The organism is Corynebacterium sp. HMSC070E08 (genome assembly GCF_001808895.1).
GTDB classification, from domain to species: Bacteria; Actinomycetota; Actinomycetes; order Mycobacteriales; family Mycobacteriaceae; genus Corynebacterium; species Corynebacterium hiratae.
Genome location: NZ_KV794723.1, coordinates 34,695 through 49,352 on the forward strand (window position 1 = coordinate 34,695; position 14,658 = coordinate 49,352).

A 14,658-nucleotide genomic window follows, 5' to 3' on the forward strand; every position below is an offset into this window, starting at 1 on the left:
TCGCAACGCCCGTTAACACCCCTGGAAGGGGGTGTTATTTTATTTTGTTCACCTATGGAATGCCTTGGAAACTCCAGCTTACGGATGCGGAACTTACGTGTGAGTAGCGTCTCCAGAGAGAATTTGGCGTGACCTATAGCATTGGCTGTGGGAGAAAAACTTCTTCTTCATTCGCCTTTCGAGCAGGTGGCCGAGGTGTCGGTGCACAGGGCGCGCGTGGTGGATGAGTGCAACATGCTGCGCACACCGTCAACTGGACAGGACTTTCTGACGCCGTGCAGCGAGAGAGGAGACTCGGTCAACAATGACCACGACGAGTATTAACAGCTTCAACCCTGAGTATTTTGAAAAGACGTGGAACGACTACTCCACCGAGGACTATGACGTCGTCATCATCGGCGGAGGTTCCGTAGGCGCCGGTGCTGCACTGGATGCGGCCACTCGTGGCCTGAAGACGGCTGTGCTGGAATCCCAAGACTTTGCGGCGGGCACGTCTTCGCGTTCCTCCAAGATGTTCCACGGTGGCCTGCGCTACCTGGCAATGTTCGACTTCCGCCTCGTTGCGGAGTCCCTCAAGGAGCGCGAGCTCAACATGTCGACCCTAGCGCCGCACCTGGTCAAGCCGCTGAAGTTCATCTTCCCGCTGACCCACCGCGGCTGGGAGCGCGTCATGATGTTCGGTGGCTTTACCCTCTATGACCTGATGGGCGGAGCCAAGAGCGTCCCGATGCAGAAGCACCTCACCCGCAAGGGCGTGCTGAAGGTGACCCCGGGCCTCAAGGAGGACGCCGTCGTCGGTGGCGTGCGCTACTATGACACGCTTGTCGACGACGCCCGCCACACCATGACCGTCCTGCGCACTGCCGCCGAGTATGGCGCTAGCGTGCGCACCGGCACTGAGGTGATTGGCTTTGAGAAGGACGGCCGCGGCCGCATCACTGCCGCGAAGGTCCGGGACCTGGAAACAGGCCGCGAGACCACCGTGAAGGGCAAGGCCTTCATTAACGCGACCGGTGTGTGGAACGACAAGATTCAGGAGATGGCGGGCGCTGAAGGCAAGTTCACCGTCCACGCTTCCAAGGGCGTTCACATCGTGGTCCCGAAGGATGCCCTCGACGCCGACGCCGCGCTGTGCTTCGTCACCGAAAAGTCCGTGCTCTTCGTCATCCCGTGGGGTGAGTACTGGATCATCGGCACCACCGACACCGATTGGGAGAAGGGCCTGTCCCTGCCGGATCCGGCGCCGACCAAGGCGGATATCGACTACATCCTGGATGAGGTCAACCAGCGCGTGCGCGACAAGATCACCCGCGATGACATCGTCGGCGTGTACTCCGGTCTGCGCCCGTTGCTGTCCGGCAAGTCCGATTCCACCACTAACCTGTCGCGCAACCACGCCGTTGCCCGCGTCGCACCGGGCATGGTGTCCGTCGCCGGTGGTAAGTACACGACCTACCGCGTCATCGGCAAGGACGCGGTGGATCTGGCCGCGAAGGAGCTGGGGACCAAGGTGGCTGAGTCCGTGACCGAGCGCACCCCGATTCTGGGTGCGGACGGCTACCACGCACTGGCTAACCAGGTTCCGGCACTGGCCCGCCGCTACAACCTCGACGAGGACCGCATCGAGCACCTGCTCGGCCGCTACGGCTCGCTGATCGGTGAGGTCCTCGCCCCGGCTGCTGACGACGCCACGCTGCTCGAGTCGGTTCTGGGTGCCGAGAGCTACATCTGGGCAGAGGTGCGCTACGCCGTGACCCACGAGGGTGCCCTGCACATCGACGACATCGTCTCCCGCCGCCTGCGCGTGGCCATCGAGTTCGCCGACCGCGGCGTCGCTGCCGCACAGCCGATCGCTGAGTTCGTCGCCCCGCTGCTGGGCTGGGATCAGACCGATATCGAGCGGGAAGTCTCCCACTTCACCAAGCACACTGAGGCAGAGCTCGCCGCTGAGGCAGCGCTGACCGACCGTGAAGCAAACGACATCCTCGAGCGCGCAGGAAGCGCACGAGCCACCAAGGAAGAAGCCTAAAAGTCACGGGGCCTAGCGAGCGGTGGATATCCCTCGCTGGGCCCTTGGCCTAGGCAGATAAGAAAGGACATCTTATGACCGGAATGGATGCATTCCTGTGGGAGTTCATCGGCACTGCACTGCTGCTCCTGCTCGGCAACGGCGTGTGCGCCGTTGTGAACCTCCGAACTTCTGGCGCGCGCGGTTCGGACTGGATCGTCATCGCTATGGGCTGGGGCCTCGCGGTTTTCATCGGCGCTAGTGTCGCCGACCCCTCCGGCGGTCACCTCAACCCGGCGGTCACCATCATGCTGGCGGTGAACGGTTCCCTTGAATGGGGCCTCGTTCCCTACTACCTGCTGGGGCAAATTCTCGGCGCCATGCTTGGTGCATTCCTTGCCTGGGCTACGTTTAAGCAGCTTTTCGACGCCAACAACCTCGATGAAGCCGGCAACGTCACCGGCGCCAACAAGAACACTGGGGGGATTTTCTTTACCGCCCCGGCGCACCCGAACAACGGCTGGAACGCAGCCACCGAGTTCATCGCTACCTGCGTACTGCTCATGTTCATCGCCTTTGGCCCGGCCGGCGGCGAGTTGGGTCCGCTGAAGTACTTCGCCGTTGCCTTCGTCGTCGTGTCTGTGGGCCTGTCCCTCGGCACCGCTACCGGCTACGCGATCAACCCGGTCCGTGACCTCGGACCCCGCATCATGTACGCCTTCGTCCTCCCCATCAAGGACAAGGGCAGCGCCAACTGGGGTTATGCCTGGGTTCCGGTGGTTGCACCGACCTTGGCGGCCGTCGCTGTCGGCCTGCTGTCCATGGCTCTCTAAAAATCAGACCTTCACTACTCAGAAACGGAGAACACAATGTCTACCAAGCGCTACGTTGCAGCGATTGACCAAGGAACTACGTCCACCCGCTGCATCATTTTCAACCACGACGGCGAGCAGGTGTCCGTCGGCCAGCTCGAGCACGAGCAGATTTTCCCGGAGAAGGGCTGGGTCGAGCATGACCCGGAGGAAATCTGGAGCAACACCCGCCGCGCTGTGGGTGAAGCTTTGGCCAACGGCGACATCAATGTCGAAGATATCGCAGCACTTGGCATTACCAATCAGCGTGAGACCACCGTCGTGTGGGACAAGAACACGGGTAAGCCGGTATACAACGCCATCGTGTGGCAGGACACCCGCACCACCGAGATTTGTAAGGAACTCGCTGGTGATGAAGGTGCGGACAAGTGGCGTCGCCGCACCGGCCTCATCATCAACTCCTACCCAGCCGGCCCGAAGGTGAAGTGGATCCTCGATAACGTCGAGGGCGCCCGCGAGCGCGCGGAGAAGGGCGAGCTGCTCTTCGGCACCATCGATACCTGGCTCCTGTGGAACCTCACCGGTGGCGCCGACGGCGACAACGGCCAGGAAGCCCTGCACGCCACCGATGTCACCAACGCTTCCCGTACCCTCCTCATGGACATCGAGAAGCTCGAGTGGGATGAGGAACTGTGCAAGGAGATGGGGATTCCCACCTCCATGCTGCCGGAGATCCGCCCGTCCCTGGGCGACTTCCGCACCGTCCGCGAGCGCGGCTCGCTGTCCGGTGTGCCGATTCGCGCCATCCTGGGCGACCAGCAGGCCGCCATGTTTGGCCAGGGCTGCTTCCGCCCGGGTTCTGCTAAGAACACCTACGGGACCGGTCTGTTCCTCCTGCTCAACACCGGTACCACCCCGAAGTTCTCCGAGAACGGTCTGTTGACTACCGTGTGCTTCCAGCGCGAGGGCGAGCGCCCGGTGTACGCGCTCGAGGGTTCCGTCTCCATGGGTGGTTCCCTGGTGCAGTGGCTGCGCGATAACCTGCAGCTCATCCCGAACTCCGCGTCCATTGAGAACCTGGCTCGCGAGGTCAAGGACAACGGCGGCGTCTACATCGTGCCGGCTTTCTCGGGACTTTTCGCTCCGTACTGGCGCCCGGATGCCCGCGGTGTCATCGTTGGTCTGACCCGCTACGCCAACCGCAAGCACCTGGCCCGCGCCGTGCTCGAGTCCACCGCGTACCAGACTCGCGACGTCGCCGATGCCATGGTGGCGGACTCCGGCGTGGAGATCACCGAGCTGCGCGTCGACGGCGGCATGACCATGAACGAGCTGCTCATGCAGTTCCAGGCGGACATGCTTGGCGTGGAGGTCCACCGCCCGAAGAACGTGGAGACCACCGCTACCGGTGCGGCCTTCGCTGCGGGTCTCGATTCCGGTTTCTGGGATGACCTCAGCGTACTGGGCTCCCAGCAGGGCGACTTCAAGGTCTGGAAGCCGCAGCGCGAGAAGGACGAAGTCGAGGCTCTCTACCGCGACTGGAAGCGCGCCATCAAGCGTTCCCTGAACTGGGAAGACGTGGACGATGACGACGTTATCGCTTAAGGGCTAAGTAGCAGTCTTTGCAGGCAAGCGCGGCTGTCACGAGCATTCTCGTGGCGGCCGCCTTCGTCGTTGTGCGAGTGGCGGGCTGCGGCACGGTGGTGGGGAGCCAACGCTGCAGTGGACGTTGTTGTGGCCACCAGCGTTGCGGGTGCGCTCTTGTGTGCATCGCTCTGACGTAGACTCAGGGCTATGGCCAGTGACGTATTTTCGGACCGCGCTCCGCGCCTCATCATCAGTGACATCGATGGTACCTTGTTGGACCGGAACCACCGAGTTCCCAGGCGAAACCGCGAGGCAGTGGCCCGAGCAGTTGCCGCGGGCAGCGAGTTTGCGCTGGCGACCGGCCGGCCCTTCCGCTGGATCATGCCCGTACTGGAGCAGCTGACCGTGCGCCCGGTGTGCGTGACATCAAATGGCGCGGTGATTTATGACTCGGCAGAAGACCGCGTGCTCTCCGCCCACGAGCTCTCGCCTGAAGCCCTCGCGGAAATCGTGGAGGTGGCCACGAAGGTACTCGAGCCCCATGGCGGTGTTGGCTTCGGCGCGGAGCGCACGGGAGGCTCGGTCTTGGATCCGGTGGAGGAACTCTTCGTGGTGGAATCGCACTATTCGGAGAACGCGCTTTTTGAAGGCTTCGGCCTCGTGAGCGTCGGCGAATTGGTGTCCCGACCGGCGGTGAAGCTGCTGATCCGCAACACCGCGTTCTCCGCACCGGAACTCTACGAGCTTATTGCTCCGCACATCGATTCCGAGCTGGCCCACGTGACCTACTCAATGTCCGAGGGGATCCTCGAGGTGGCGGCCCCCAACGTGACGAAGCGGCGCGGAATTAAGTGGCTGGCCGAGCATCACGGTATCGCCCGCGAAGACATCATCGCCTTTGGCGATATGCCCAACGATATCGAGATGCTCGAGTGGGCAGGTTGCGGGGTTGCCATGGAGAACGCTCACCCAGAGGTCATGGAGGCGGCAGATGCGGTGACGGTAGCGCATCACCAGGCAGGTGTGGCAAAGGTGCTTGAGCGATGGTTCTAGTGCTGCTGTACCCCGCCGCGCTGTAGCCGTGAAGCCCAGCGCTACCTGCCCTTTTTCTAGCAGATTCTGAGAGTTTTCTGCCTCCGGTTGCGGGGTGTGTGGTGGTGTTTTAGTCTCGTGGGCATGGGGGATTTGGAGACTTATTTCTCCTATCGCAGTTCGGGGTTGGATCTTGTGGGGCTTGCGGTAGGCAGTGTGGATGATTTACGCGCGCGTGGTGCTTCTGTGGCTGATGCTGCGGAGTTGACTGGGCTGCATGCGGTGTATTTCGGGCCGACGCGTTTTAGCGGCAAGCAGCGCCAGGCGCGTGCGGCCGCGGTTTCTCAAAGGCATGATCTGGCGACGTTGAGCTTGATTGAGTCGTATACCGGCAGGGTGAAAAAGGAGTTGGATGCGTGGAATCTGCGCGTTCGGCTTGCGGCGACTCCGGCACACCGTATCCCGAAAGTGGCGAAGGAACGGTTGAAGCAGTTGCGGCCGCGGCGGGTGCCTGAACCTGGGGTGCGGTTGACGTATCGAAAGTCGGGTCCGCATTCGTTGACGATTACTGATTCAGCCTTGCGCATTAGTGAGATGCGCGGAACCTTGGAGTCGATTAATTCGGCTGATTTGTTGGATGCGGCAGGCCAGGTGTTCTTTGCTAAGGCTCATGGGGGAAGCAAGCCTGCGGTAGCGACCAATGTGGTGGTCACCTTGGATGAGTTGGATCAGATCGTGCGCGGTGAGGGCGATGATATTGAGCTTGTGCTTACCAACGGTGGGCGGATGACGGGTCGGGAGTTTGTAACCTATAAGTTTGCCGAGGTTGGGTATGTGACGTTGGTGCATCCAACGATTGGGCCGGTGTGGTTGCATCGGGTGCGGCGTTTAGCTGGGTTTGAGCAGCGGTTAATGGCCAGTGCGGAGCATCCGACGTGTGCGCGTGAAGGGTGTAATAAGCCGGCTGATTATTGTCAGGTGCATCATTTGGTGCCGTGGAAAGCTGGTGGGGCGACGGATCCGCCGAATTTGACGATGTTGTGTGCTTATCACAATGGCATTAATGATGATGACCCGGATAAGCCGACTGGTGCTGGCTATGTCTTCCGGTTGCGGGGCGGGGTGGATTATGTGCCACCCTGGGCGGAGCCGATTACTTCCCAGGCGGCGTACCAGGCAGCACAAGCAGCGTTGAAGCAGCAGGCCAACGGGGGCTTAGTGGGCGGATCCCCGCCGGATACCTAAATCCAATAGATAACATGCCGAAGCGGAAGCCACCGAGGTGGCTCCCGCAATATCGGCGATCCCACAGGGCTGTGCGCGTGAGTTTTGCGCACACGCGGTGCGGCTGGGATTAGTTCGTGAAGACCTGAATCTGCTCAGTCTCCGGGTTGTAGACAATGGAACCGCCCTGGAACTGCACGCGGACTTCCTTGCCGAAGCCGGTGGGGAGCTCGTCGGACGTCGGTAGGCCGAGCGTCGCCGAGTTATTGCCCGACGCCCATTCCTTGGCGATGCGTCCCACCAGCGCGTGCGTACCAGTGTCCTCGGAGCTCAGCACGACGCCGTTCTGGAAGAGCTGGTAGATGATGCCGGCCGACTCATCCGGGCCACCGACGGCCAGACCCAGCGCTGGGCCAAAGGCATTGAGGACCGCCGTCCACGTTTCCTTCAATCCCTCGTTCTTGCTCAGGGAAAGCACCTTGGTCACGATGCCCGGGATCTGCTCCACCGGCAGGCCATTGACCGTCTGGTTCATGTCAACCTGGTGCTCGGAGCGGGCATACATGATGGCGAAGAGGGTGCCAGCCAGGCCGACTAGTGCGGTGATGGTGCTCATCGGGATTTCAGTATCGCTCAGCGAGGACGTTGCCTCCTGTGCGGGAGCTGCCGGTGCAGGAGCGGAAGGCGCGTGGTTGTCGTTCGGCGTGGAGTCGGAGGTATCCGGCGTAGGTGTATCCACGCTGCCCCAGTCCGTGGACGTCGAACCAGACGCGCCCGACTTGATGGCCACGTACTTCTTATGGGCCGCCTCGCGGATCTTCGGCCACTGGGCAATGGTGTATTGACCCGGGCAAGCAGTGAAGTGAACGTCGCTGTGCCCGAAGAGGCCATAGACCGAGGCAGAGGCACCAGCCGGGTAGCGCGAGCCGCGGAAGTTCTCCGCCGAGCGCAGGGAAACGCGGGAGGTCGGATCAACACCGGAAATCGCGCCCTTCCAGCCAGCCAGGTCAGTGACGGACTCCAGCAAGGCTTCCGTTGGCTGAGCCGTCTCGTAGTTACCAATCATGGAAATACCCCACGTATTCCGGTTGAAGCCACCGATGTGGGCGCCCTGCACGGCTTCGTCGAGCCCGCCGTAGCGGCCCTCGTAGATGGTGCCGTACTTATCCACCAGCGCGTTGTATCCGATATCGCACCAGCCCAGGTTCTGGGCGTGGTACTTGTACGCGGCGCGCACCTGTGCGGCCGCCTGCGCGCGGGTGTAGTTATTGGAGCCCGCGGTGTGGTGCAGCGCAATGGCCTTGACGCCGTCATCATAGTCAGCACCCTTGCAACGGATGCTCTCATCCGCGCCCCAACCTGCGCGCGAGACCACGCGCGGCATGCCGTCGGTCTCAGCGGTCGGCTCAATGACCTCGCCCTCCTGGGCGTTGCCGTCCATGAAGACAGCCTCGAGGCCTTCCACGTCGCTATTGGCCGGAAGCTCTTCGGTCTCAGCGACGGGGGCGATGTCGCCGACGTTGAAGGGGGCGTCGTCAAGCGCGGCGTCCTCAACGGGGGTTTCGGTGAACTCTTCGTCCAGGTTCGACCCGGTCACCAGATCCACATTGTTGATGGAGACCTGCACGTCGTTGGTATCGCCCACGAAGATGAGCTCGGTGCCGTTCGTGGCGGAGGGGTCATCGTTGTTGTAGGACATCGCGTCCATGTCGTACCACTCGGACCAGGACCCGTCTGGCTGCTTAGCGCGGACGAAGGCCGCGACGTCGCGCGAACCCTTCCACGTGACGGCGAAGGAGGAGAAAGTCTCATCGCGGTGGAATTGCTTGACGGCGCGTGGGCCTTCGCCCTCGCCCTGGGCGGCGATGGCCGGGTCATCCACCACGACCGTTTCGCCGGACCCGAAGGATTCGGAGGCCGAGCTCACTTCGATGGGGCCGCTGCCCGCTTCCTGCGTTTGGATAAGGGTTTGGCCGCCCACGGCTGCGGCAGCGACCACAGCGATCGAGGTGACCGTAGCGATAACCGGCGTCGACCACGTCGATTTCGCGGGAACAAGACGACGTTTGAGGTGCACTGTTACTCCCTAGGATGGTGTGCGCCACGAGATTAAGAGGAGCGCAAAAAGTTAACTAACGGGACAGATGTTACGCCAGTTGTTGGAGTGAAAGAAGGTGTGACACGCGAGTGTTCTCGCTTGGGTGTCACCAGCCGTTCTGTGCGTGTTACTGCTTTAAGCTGATGGCCATGACTGCATATGACCTCATCGTTGTTGGATCTGGATTCTTTGGCCTGACCGTGGCCGAGCGCGCAGCCTCCCAGCTGGGCAAGAAAGTGCTCATCGTCGAGCGTCGCGAGCACCTGGGCGGTAACGCCTACTCGGAGGCCGAGCCGGAGACCGGCATCGAGGTTCACAAGTACGGCGCGCACCTCTTCCACACCTCGAATAAGCGCGTGTGGGAGTACTGCAACCAGTTCACCGATTTCACTGACTACCAGCACCGCGTCTTCGCCATGCACGACGGCACGGCCTACCAGTTCCCCATGGGCCTGGGCCTGATTAACCAGTTCTTCGGCCGCTACTACTCGCCGGACGAGGCACGCGAGCTCATTAAGGAGCAGGCCGGCGAGTTCGCCGTGGATGAGGCACAGAACCTGGAGGAGAAGGCCATCGCGCTCATTGGCCGCCCGCTCTACGAGGCCTTCATTCGCGATTACACCGCCAAGCAGTGGCAGACCGACCCGAAGGAGCTGCCGGCCGGGAACATTACGCGCCTGCCGGTGCGCTACACCTTCAACAACCGCTATTTCAACGACACCTACGAGGGGCTGCCCGTCGACGGCTACGCGGCCTGGCTGGAGAAGATGGCGGAGCACGAGCTTATCGACGTCCGCCTCAACACCGACTGGTTCGACGTGCGCGAGGAGGTGCGGGGGGCGTCGCCAAGCGCGCCGGTGGTCTACACGGGCCCGCTGGACCGCTACTTCGACTTCGCTGAGGGTGAGTTGGGCTGGCGCACGCTCGATTTCGATATGGAGGTGCTGGAGACCGGCGACTTCCAGGGCACCCCGGTAATGAACTACAACGATGCGGACGTGGACTACACCCGCATCCACGAGTTCCGCCACTTCCACCCGGAGCGCGCCGATAAGTACCCCAAGGATAAGACGGTGATCATGAAGGAGTACTCGCGCTTCGCGGAGAAGGGTGATGAGCCGTACTACCCGATCAACACCCCGGAGGACCGCTCCAAGCTGGAGGCCTACCGCAAGCTCGCCGCCGCTGAGGCCCGCGAGAACCAGGTCCTCTTTGGCGGCCGCCTGGGCACTTACCAGTACCTGGACATGCACATGGCCATCGCCTCCGCGCTGAGCATGTTCGATAACAAGCTGGCTCCCTATTTCCGTGATGGCCAAGCCATCACGCAGGAGCGCGGTCACTAGGCCACGGCGCTGGCCCGGCCGCTCCCGGTAGCGCAGCGTGGCGCGCTATGCTGAGACACCTCGATGAAAGGAGGTGACGGCATGGCCCAGCGCAAAAAGAAGCGCGCAGACCGCAGTATGTGGAAGATGTCCCCGGAGCGGCTCGAGGAACACCTCAAGCTGCGCAGTCGCGCAACGCGCATTCCCGATAAGAAGAAGGAACAATCCAGGAAGGCCTGCCGGAACACCCGGCGGGCCTTTGGCCGTTTATGGGGAGGTTGTGCCAGCGTACGGAACTAGACCAAAGAAAATAAAACTTGTGGTCTGGCCAACAATCACTTAAGGTTAACAGTAGGTTAACAATAGGCGAACAGAAAGTGAGTTTAGAGATGACTTCCCCGAACGCCCGCCGTTTCGATACGTTGCGCCAGGATTTACACGCAGATTACGGCCACGAGTACACCGCGCAGGAGATTGACTCCTTCCTCGATGCCACCATTGAGCGTCACGAAGCTGGTGCGACCTTAGATGAATTCGTTCCCGTGATGGTGGAGCGTGAGGTGCGCGAGCACTTCGGCACCCACCGCATCCACGTGCGTTTCTCCGCGGGCACCGACCACGCCCTGGCGCAGGCTGCCGTGGCGCTGACGAAGAAGTACGCCGGCGATGCCCTACTTGTCGACGCCGCCGTGGCCCACCCCGAAAACGACCCGGACTCTCACATGGCCCACGTGCTGCAGGAGCGCGGCATGGCGGAACACCCGGACCGCTACGTCGAGGACCTGCGCTTGGTGACGATCCCGGATTACATCGTGTATCTGGGCCGCGAGGTCCCGCGCGATGAGGCCGGCAAGGACGTCAAGATTTGGGACATTGCCACGGCAGAAACCGTAGAGGAGACCCGCGAGCTGGCCGATGACCTCGGCGCCCGCGTGCTCTACATGCTCAACCGCCTGGGCATCGAACCCATCTCGGAGGATGCACCCCTCTCGGCTTAGCTTTCAGCCGCGTGGGAACTCAGCTGAAGAGTGCGAAACCACTAATCTTGGTTCCTGAATACTGTCGAAATCTGTGTGGAGAACCGAAGATATCGTGACTGCCAACAATTCTGCTGCGTACGAACCCGTACAGCGCATCCTGCTGCCCAAGCGTGGCGAGCCGGTCGACGTCCGCATGCTCTACCTCATCGAGTCCGAGCAGAACCGCGAGCGACTCAGCTGGAGCGGCCGCACCTCCGTGACCATCCCGGCCGGCGAGGAGGCCTCCTTCGAGACCTACTTCAACGCCTTCCCGGCCGCCTACTGGCGCCGTTGGTCCCAGCTGAAGTCCATCGTGCTGGCGATGGACGTCGAGGGCGAGGCCAACATTTCCCTCTACCGTTCCAAGCAGGACGGCCAGCGCATCGCCGTGGCCAACCACGTGGTAACCACCGGCCACCACGAGTTTGAGCTGCCCCTGAAGAACTTCGAGGACGGCGGCCTGCTGTGGTTCGATGCCTCTGCTGTTGAAGACACCGTGCTTAGCGACGCCGCCTGGTGCGCCCCGCACGCCCCGAACCCGCAGCTCCTGCCGGACGGCAGCGAGTACCCGGCGCAGGAGAAGCGCGTGGCCGTGGGTATTCCGACCTTCAACCGCCCCACCGACGCCGTCGCGGCGCTGCAGGCACTGGCGGAGGACCCGGTGGTGGACGGCATCATCGACTACGTTCTCATGCCGGACCAGGGCAACCAGCACCCGGCGGACGAGCCGGGCTATGACGAGGCCGTGGCGCACTTTGGTGAGCGCTTCCGCGAGTTCCGCCAGGGCAACCTGGGCGGCTCGGGTGGGTATTCCCGCATCATGTTCGAGGCGCTGGAGAATACAGACTCGCCCTACATCCTCTACATGGATGATGACATTGCCATCGAGCCGGATTCCATTCTTCGTGCGGTCCAAGCAGCGCGCTACGCCGCCAAGCCCTTCATCGTGGGCGGGCAGATGCTCAACCTGCAGGAGCGCTCCCAGCTGCGCACCACCGGCGAGCGCGTGAACCGCGCTGACTTCATGTGGGGCGCGGCCGAGCACGCCGTCTACGACCACGACTTTGCCAAGTACCCGCTGCGCGCCATCGGTGATACGCAGTCCCGCCTCGACCCGAAGAAGTATGACTCCCGCGCGCTGCACCGCCGCGTCGACGTGGAATACAACGGCTGGTGGATGTGCCTCTTCCCGCGCGTCGTGGCGGAAAGCATTGGGCAGCCGCTGCCGCTGTTTATCAAGTGGGATGACACCGAATACTCCCTGCGCGCCGCCGCCCACGGCTTCCCCACGGTGACCTGGCCGGGCGCGGCCATCTGGCACATGGCGTGGGCGGATAAGGACGATGCCATCGACTGGCAGGCCTACTTCCACCTGCGCAACCGCCTCATCGTGGCGGCCCTCTACCACGAGGGTGATGCGCGCGGGATTACCAAGTCGATCTTTAAGTCCACCCTCAAGCACACCATGTGCATGGAGTACTCCACCATGGCCATCCAGTTGGAGGCTATGAAGGACTTCCTGGCCGGCCCGGATCAGCTCTTCGACATCTTGGAGTCCTCGTTGCCGCGCATCGCCGCAATCCGTAAGGAATTCCCGGATGCTGTCATTATCGATTCGGCGGACCAACTACCCGCGCCCACCGGCGCGCCGGGCGTGCCGACCCGCAATGTCGGTGGCCGCCTGGGCAAGATCAAGAAGATCCCGTGGCTCATCAAGTCCGCCAAGCACTTGGTCACCAAGGAAGATCCAGCGCACCATGAAGCGCCGCAGCTCAACCTCACCCCGGAGGAGGCCCGCTGGTTCACGCTCTCCCGCGTCGATTCCGCCACCGTCTCTACCGCGGGTGGCACCGGCGTGGCCTTCCGCAAGCGCGACCGCGAGCTGGCCCTCGAGCTGGTGAAGTCCACCCGCGAGCTGCTCAAGGAAATTGAGGATAACTTCGATGACCTGCGCGCCGAGTACCGCGCGGCTCTGCCGGAGCTGACCTCCCGCGAGTCCTGGCGAAAGGTCTTCGATGCCCAATAAGCTTTCTGTCGCCGAATCCCGTGTCCTCGAGAAGATCCAGGATGCGGCCTTCGATGCGCCCGGCGTTCTGCCCACCGCGCGGGGTTTAAGCCACTTCGGCGAGCACGCCCTGGGCTGGCTGGCGCTCTCCGGCTTAGGTGCCGCCGTGAATTACCAGAATCCGGCGCGCCGCCGCCAATGGGTAGCTGTCGGTGCGGGTGCTTTCACGGCGCACGCGGCCAGCGTTGTGATCAAGCGCATTGTGCGGCGCAAGCGCCCGGACTATGACTACGTCAAAGTCGGCGTGAAAACCCCTTCTAAGCTGTCCTTTCCTTCTTCGCACGCGACGTCGACAAGCGCGTTCCTCGTGGGCGCCGCGCACGTTCTGGGAACCCCGGCACCGCTCGTCGGTGTGCCGGTCATGATGGCCTCGCGTATGGTGCTCGGGGTACATTACCCATCCGATACGGCGATCGGCGCCCTGCTGGGAGCCGCCACCGCGGAAGCATGCCATCGCTATGAAAGGAAGACCGCATGAGCGAACGTCCTAACCGCGTCGACGACGGTGAGCAGAGAGTCTTCCACTCTGAGCCGCACACCTCCGGCATCGATACCGGCCGCAAGCGCAAGCCGCCGAAGAACCTCGCCGACGGCATGGTGAAGGCGTTGCGCCCCAAGCAGTGGGTCAAGAACGTCCTCGTTCTCGCCGCCCCTGCGGCCGCGGGCGCGGATTCGCTGTTCCACACGCGCGTGCTTCTCGACGTCCTCCTCGCCTTCATCGTCTTCTGCATGGGTGCATCCTCCATCTATCTCATCAACGATGCCCGCGACGTGGAGGCTGACCGCGCGCACCCGACGAAGCGCTTCCGTCCCATCGCGGCGGGTGTGCTTCCGGTGAGCTTGGCTTATGCCATGGCCGCGGTGCTCATCATCGGTTCGATTGGACTGTCCTTCTTGGCCACCGCGGGCCTGCAGCTCGCCATCGTCATGGCCATCTACATCGGCCTGCAGCTGGGCTATTGCTTCGGGTGGAAGCACATGCCGGTGATCGATATTGCCCTGGTGTCCTCCGGATTCATGCTGCGCACCATGGCTGGCGGTGTGGCCGCGGGCATCGTGCTCTCCCAGTGGTTCCTGCTGGTGGCCGCGTTTGGCTCCCTGTTCATGGCCTCGGGCAAGCGCTACTCGGAGATCCTTTTGGCGGAGCGTACGGGCGCCAAAATCCGTAAATCCCTGGAGGGCTATACGCCTACCTACCTGCGCTTCGTGTGGACTTTGGCCGCCACCGCCGTGGTCATGTCCTACTCGCTGTGGGGTTTCCAGCTTTCCAACGAGTCTGATGGCCCGGCCAGCGTGTGGTACCAGGTGTCCATGGTGCCGTTTACCATCGCGATTCTGCGCTATGCCGCCGACGTGGACCGCGGCAACGGTGGTGCCCCGGATGAGATTGCCCTGGAGGACCGCGTCCTCCAGATTCTGGCTCTGCTGTGGCTGGCCTGCATTGCCATGGCGGTGTACATCATGCCGGTCATGATGGGCTAGACTCTC

Annotated in this window: 12 protein-coding genes; 11 read left to right on the forward strand and 1 reads right to left on the reverse strand. The window is 62.5% G+C overall.

The genetic code is table 11. The features are described from left to right. Positions 1-304 precede the first annotated feature (304 nt). The 5 genes from HMPREF2526_RS00330 (at position 305) to HMPREF2526_RS00350 (ending at position 6,684) form a co-directional block, all read left to right on the forward strand. Positions 305-2,029 carry a glycerol-3-phosphate dehydrogenase/oxidase gene (locus HMPREF2526_RS00330; protein ID WP_070510894.1) on the forward strand — a complete coding sequence of 575 codons (1,725 nt, stop codon included), beginning with the start codon at positions 305-307 and terminating at the stop codon, positions 2,027-2,029. A gap of 74 nt (positions 2,030-2,103) precedes the next feature. Next, complete coding sequence (locus HMPREF2526_RS00335; RefSeq protein WP_070510896.1) at positions 2,104-2,841, forward strand: MIP/aquaporin family protein; 738 nt, start codon at positions 2,104-2,106, stop codon at positions 2,839-2,841. Positions 2,842-2,877: 36 nt separating this feature from the next. Beyond that, a complete protein-coding gene (gene glpK, locus HMPREF2526_RS00340; protein ID WP_070510899.1) occupies positions 2,878-4,425 on the forward strand; it encodes a glycerol kinase GlpK in 1,548 nt (515 codons plus the stop codon). A gap of 189 nt (positions 4,426-4,614) precedes the next feature. After that, positions 4,615-5,460 (forward strand): Cof-type HAD-IIB family hydrolase, encoded by an 846-nt coding sequence (locus HMPREF2526_RS00345; RefSeq protein ID WP_070510901.1) that lies wholly within the window; start codon positions 4,615-4,617, stop codon positions 5,458-5,460. A 123-nt stretch (positions 5,461-5,583) separates the two neighbouring features. After that, positions 5,584-6,684, forward strand: a complete 1,101-nt coding sequence (locus HMPREF2526_RS00350) for an HNH endonuclease signature motif containing protein (RefSeq protein WP_070545171.1) — start codon at positions 5,584-5,586, stop codon at positions 6,682-6,684. Positions 6,685-6,793: 109 nt separating this feature from the next. On the opposite strand, the gene HMPREF2526_RS00355 is transcribed toward HMPREF2526_RS00350, so the two are convergent. Continuing rightward, on the reverse strand, positions 6,794-8,740 hold the full coding sequence (locus tag HMPREF2526_RS00355; protein ID WP_070545129.1) for an N-acetylmuramoyl-L-alanine amidase: 1,947 nt from the start codon (positions 8,738-8,740) through the stop codon (positions 6,794-6,796). Between the two features lie 170 nt (positions 8,741-8,910). Between HMPREF2526_RS00355 and glf the strand changes: the two genes are divergently transcribed. From glf to HMPREF2526_RS00385, 6 genes are all read left to right on the forward strand, one after another. Continuing rightward, a complete protein-coding gene (gene glf, locus HMPREF2526_RS00360) occupies positions 8,911-10,107 on the forward strand; it encodes a UDP-galactopyranose mutase (protein ID WP_070545131.1) in 1,197 nt (398 codons plus the stop codon). Positions 10,108-10,188: 81 nt separating this feature from the next. After that, positions 10,189-10,386: a hypothetical protein gene (locus HMPREF2526_RS00365; protein WP_070545133.1), complete on the forward strand. Its 198-nt coding sequence runs from the start codon at positions 10,189-10,191 to the stop codon at positions 10,384-10,386. A gap of 89 nt (positions 10,387-10,475) precedes the next feature. After that, complete coding sequence (locus tag HMPREF2526_RS00370; RefSeq protein WP_070545134.1) at positions 10,476-11,084, forward strand: three-helix bundle dimerization domain-containing protein; 609 nt, start codon at positions 10,476-10,478, stop codon at positions 11,082-11,084. 94 nt (positions 11,085-11,178) lie between these two features. Beyond that, positions 11,179-13,131, forward strand: coding sequence for a glycosyltransferase (locus tag HMPREF2526_RS00375; RefSeq protein ID WP_070545136.1), 1,953 nt, complete (start codon positions 11,179-11,181; stop codon positions 13,129-13,131). Next, positions 13,121-13,648 (forward strand): phosphatase PAP2 family protein, encoded by a 528-nt coding sequence (locus HMPREF2526_RS00380; RefSeq protein WP_070545139.1) that lies wholly within the window; start codon positions 13,121-13,123, stop codon positions 13,646-13,648. Before HMPREF2526_RS00375 ends, HMPREF2526_RS00380 begins: the two co-directional genes overlap by 11 nt. Beyond that, complete coding sequence (locus HMPREF2526_RS00385; protein ID WP_049156922.1) at positions 13,645-14,652, forward strand: decaprenyl-phosphate phosphoribosyltransferase; 1,008 nt, start codon at positions 13,645-13,647, stop codon at positions 14,650-14,652. Before HMPREF2526_RS00380 ends, HMPREF2526_RS00385 begins: the two co-directional genes overlap by 4 nt. The last annotated feature ends 6 nt before the right edge of the window (positions 14,653-14,658 follow it).

What these genes read in the sequence shown, in the direction of transcription:
- HMPREF2526_RS00330 (WP_070510894.1), top strand. Translation starts at nt 305, where the DNA reads ATGACCACGACGAGTATTAACAGCTTCAACCCTGAGTATTTTGAAAAG.
- HMPREF2526_RS00335 (WP_070510896.1), top strand. Translation starts at nt 2,104, where the DNA reads ATGACCGGAATGGATGCATTCCTGTGGGAGTTCATCGGCACTGCACTG.
- glpK (WP_070510899.1), top strand. Translation starts at nt 2,878, where the DNA reads ATGTCTACCAAGCGCTACGTTGCAGCGATTGACCAAGGAACTACGTCC.
- HMPREF2526_RS00345 (WP_070510901.1), top strand. Translation starts at nt 4,615, where the DNA reads ATGGCCAGTGACGTATTTTCGGACCGCGCTCCGCGCCTCATCATCAGT.
- HMPREF2526_RS00350 (WP_070545171.1), top strand. Translation starts at nt 5,584, where the DNA reads ATGGGGGATTTGGAGACTTATTTCTCCTATCGCAGTTCGGGGTTGGAT.
- glf (WP_070545131.1), top strand. Translation starts at nt 8,911, where the DNA reads ATGACTGCATATGACCTCATCGTTGTTGGATCTGGATTCTTTGGCCTG.
- HMPREF2526_RS00365 (WP_070545133.1), top strand. Translation starts at nt 10,189, where the DNA reads ATGGCCCAGCGCAAAAAGAAGCGCGCAGACCGCAGTATGTGGAAGATG.
- HMPREF2526_RS00370 (WP_070545134.1), top strand. Translation starts at nt 10,476, where the DNA reads ATGACTTCCCCGAACGCCCGCCGTTTCGATACGTTGCGCCAGGATTTA.
- HMPREF2526_RS00380 (WP_070545139.1), top strand. Translation starts at nt 13,121, where the DNA reads ATGCCCAATAAGCTTTCTGTCGCCGAATCCCGTGTCCTCGAGAAGATC.
- HMPREF2526_RS00385 (WP_049156922.1), top strand. Translation starts at nt 13,645, where the DNA reads ATGAGCGAACGTCCTAACCGCGTCGACGACGGTGAGCAGAGAGTCTTC.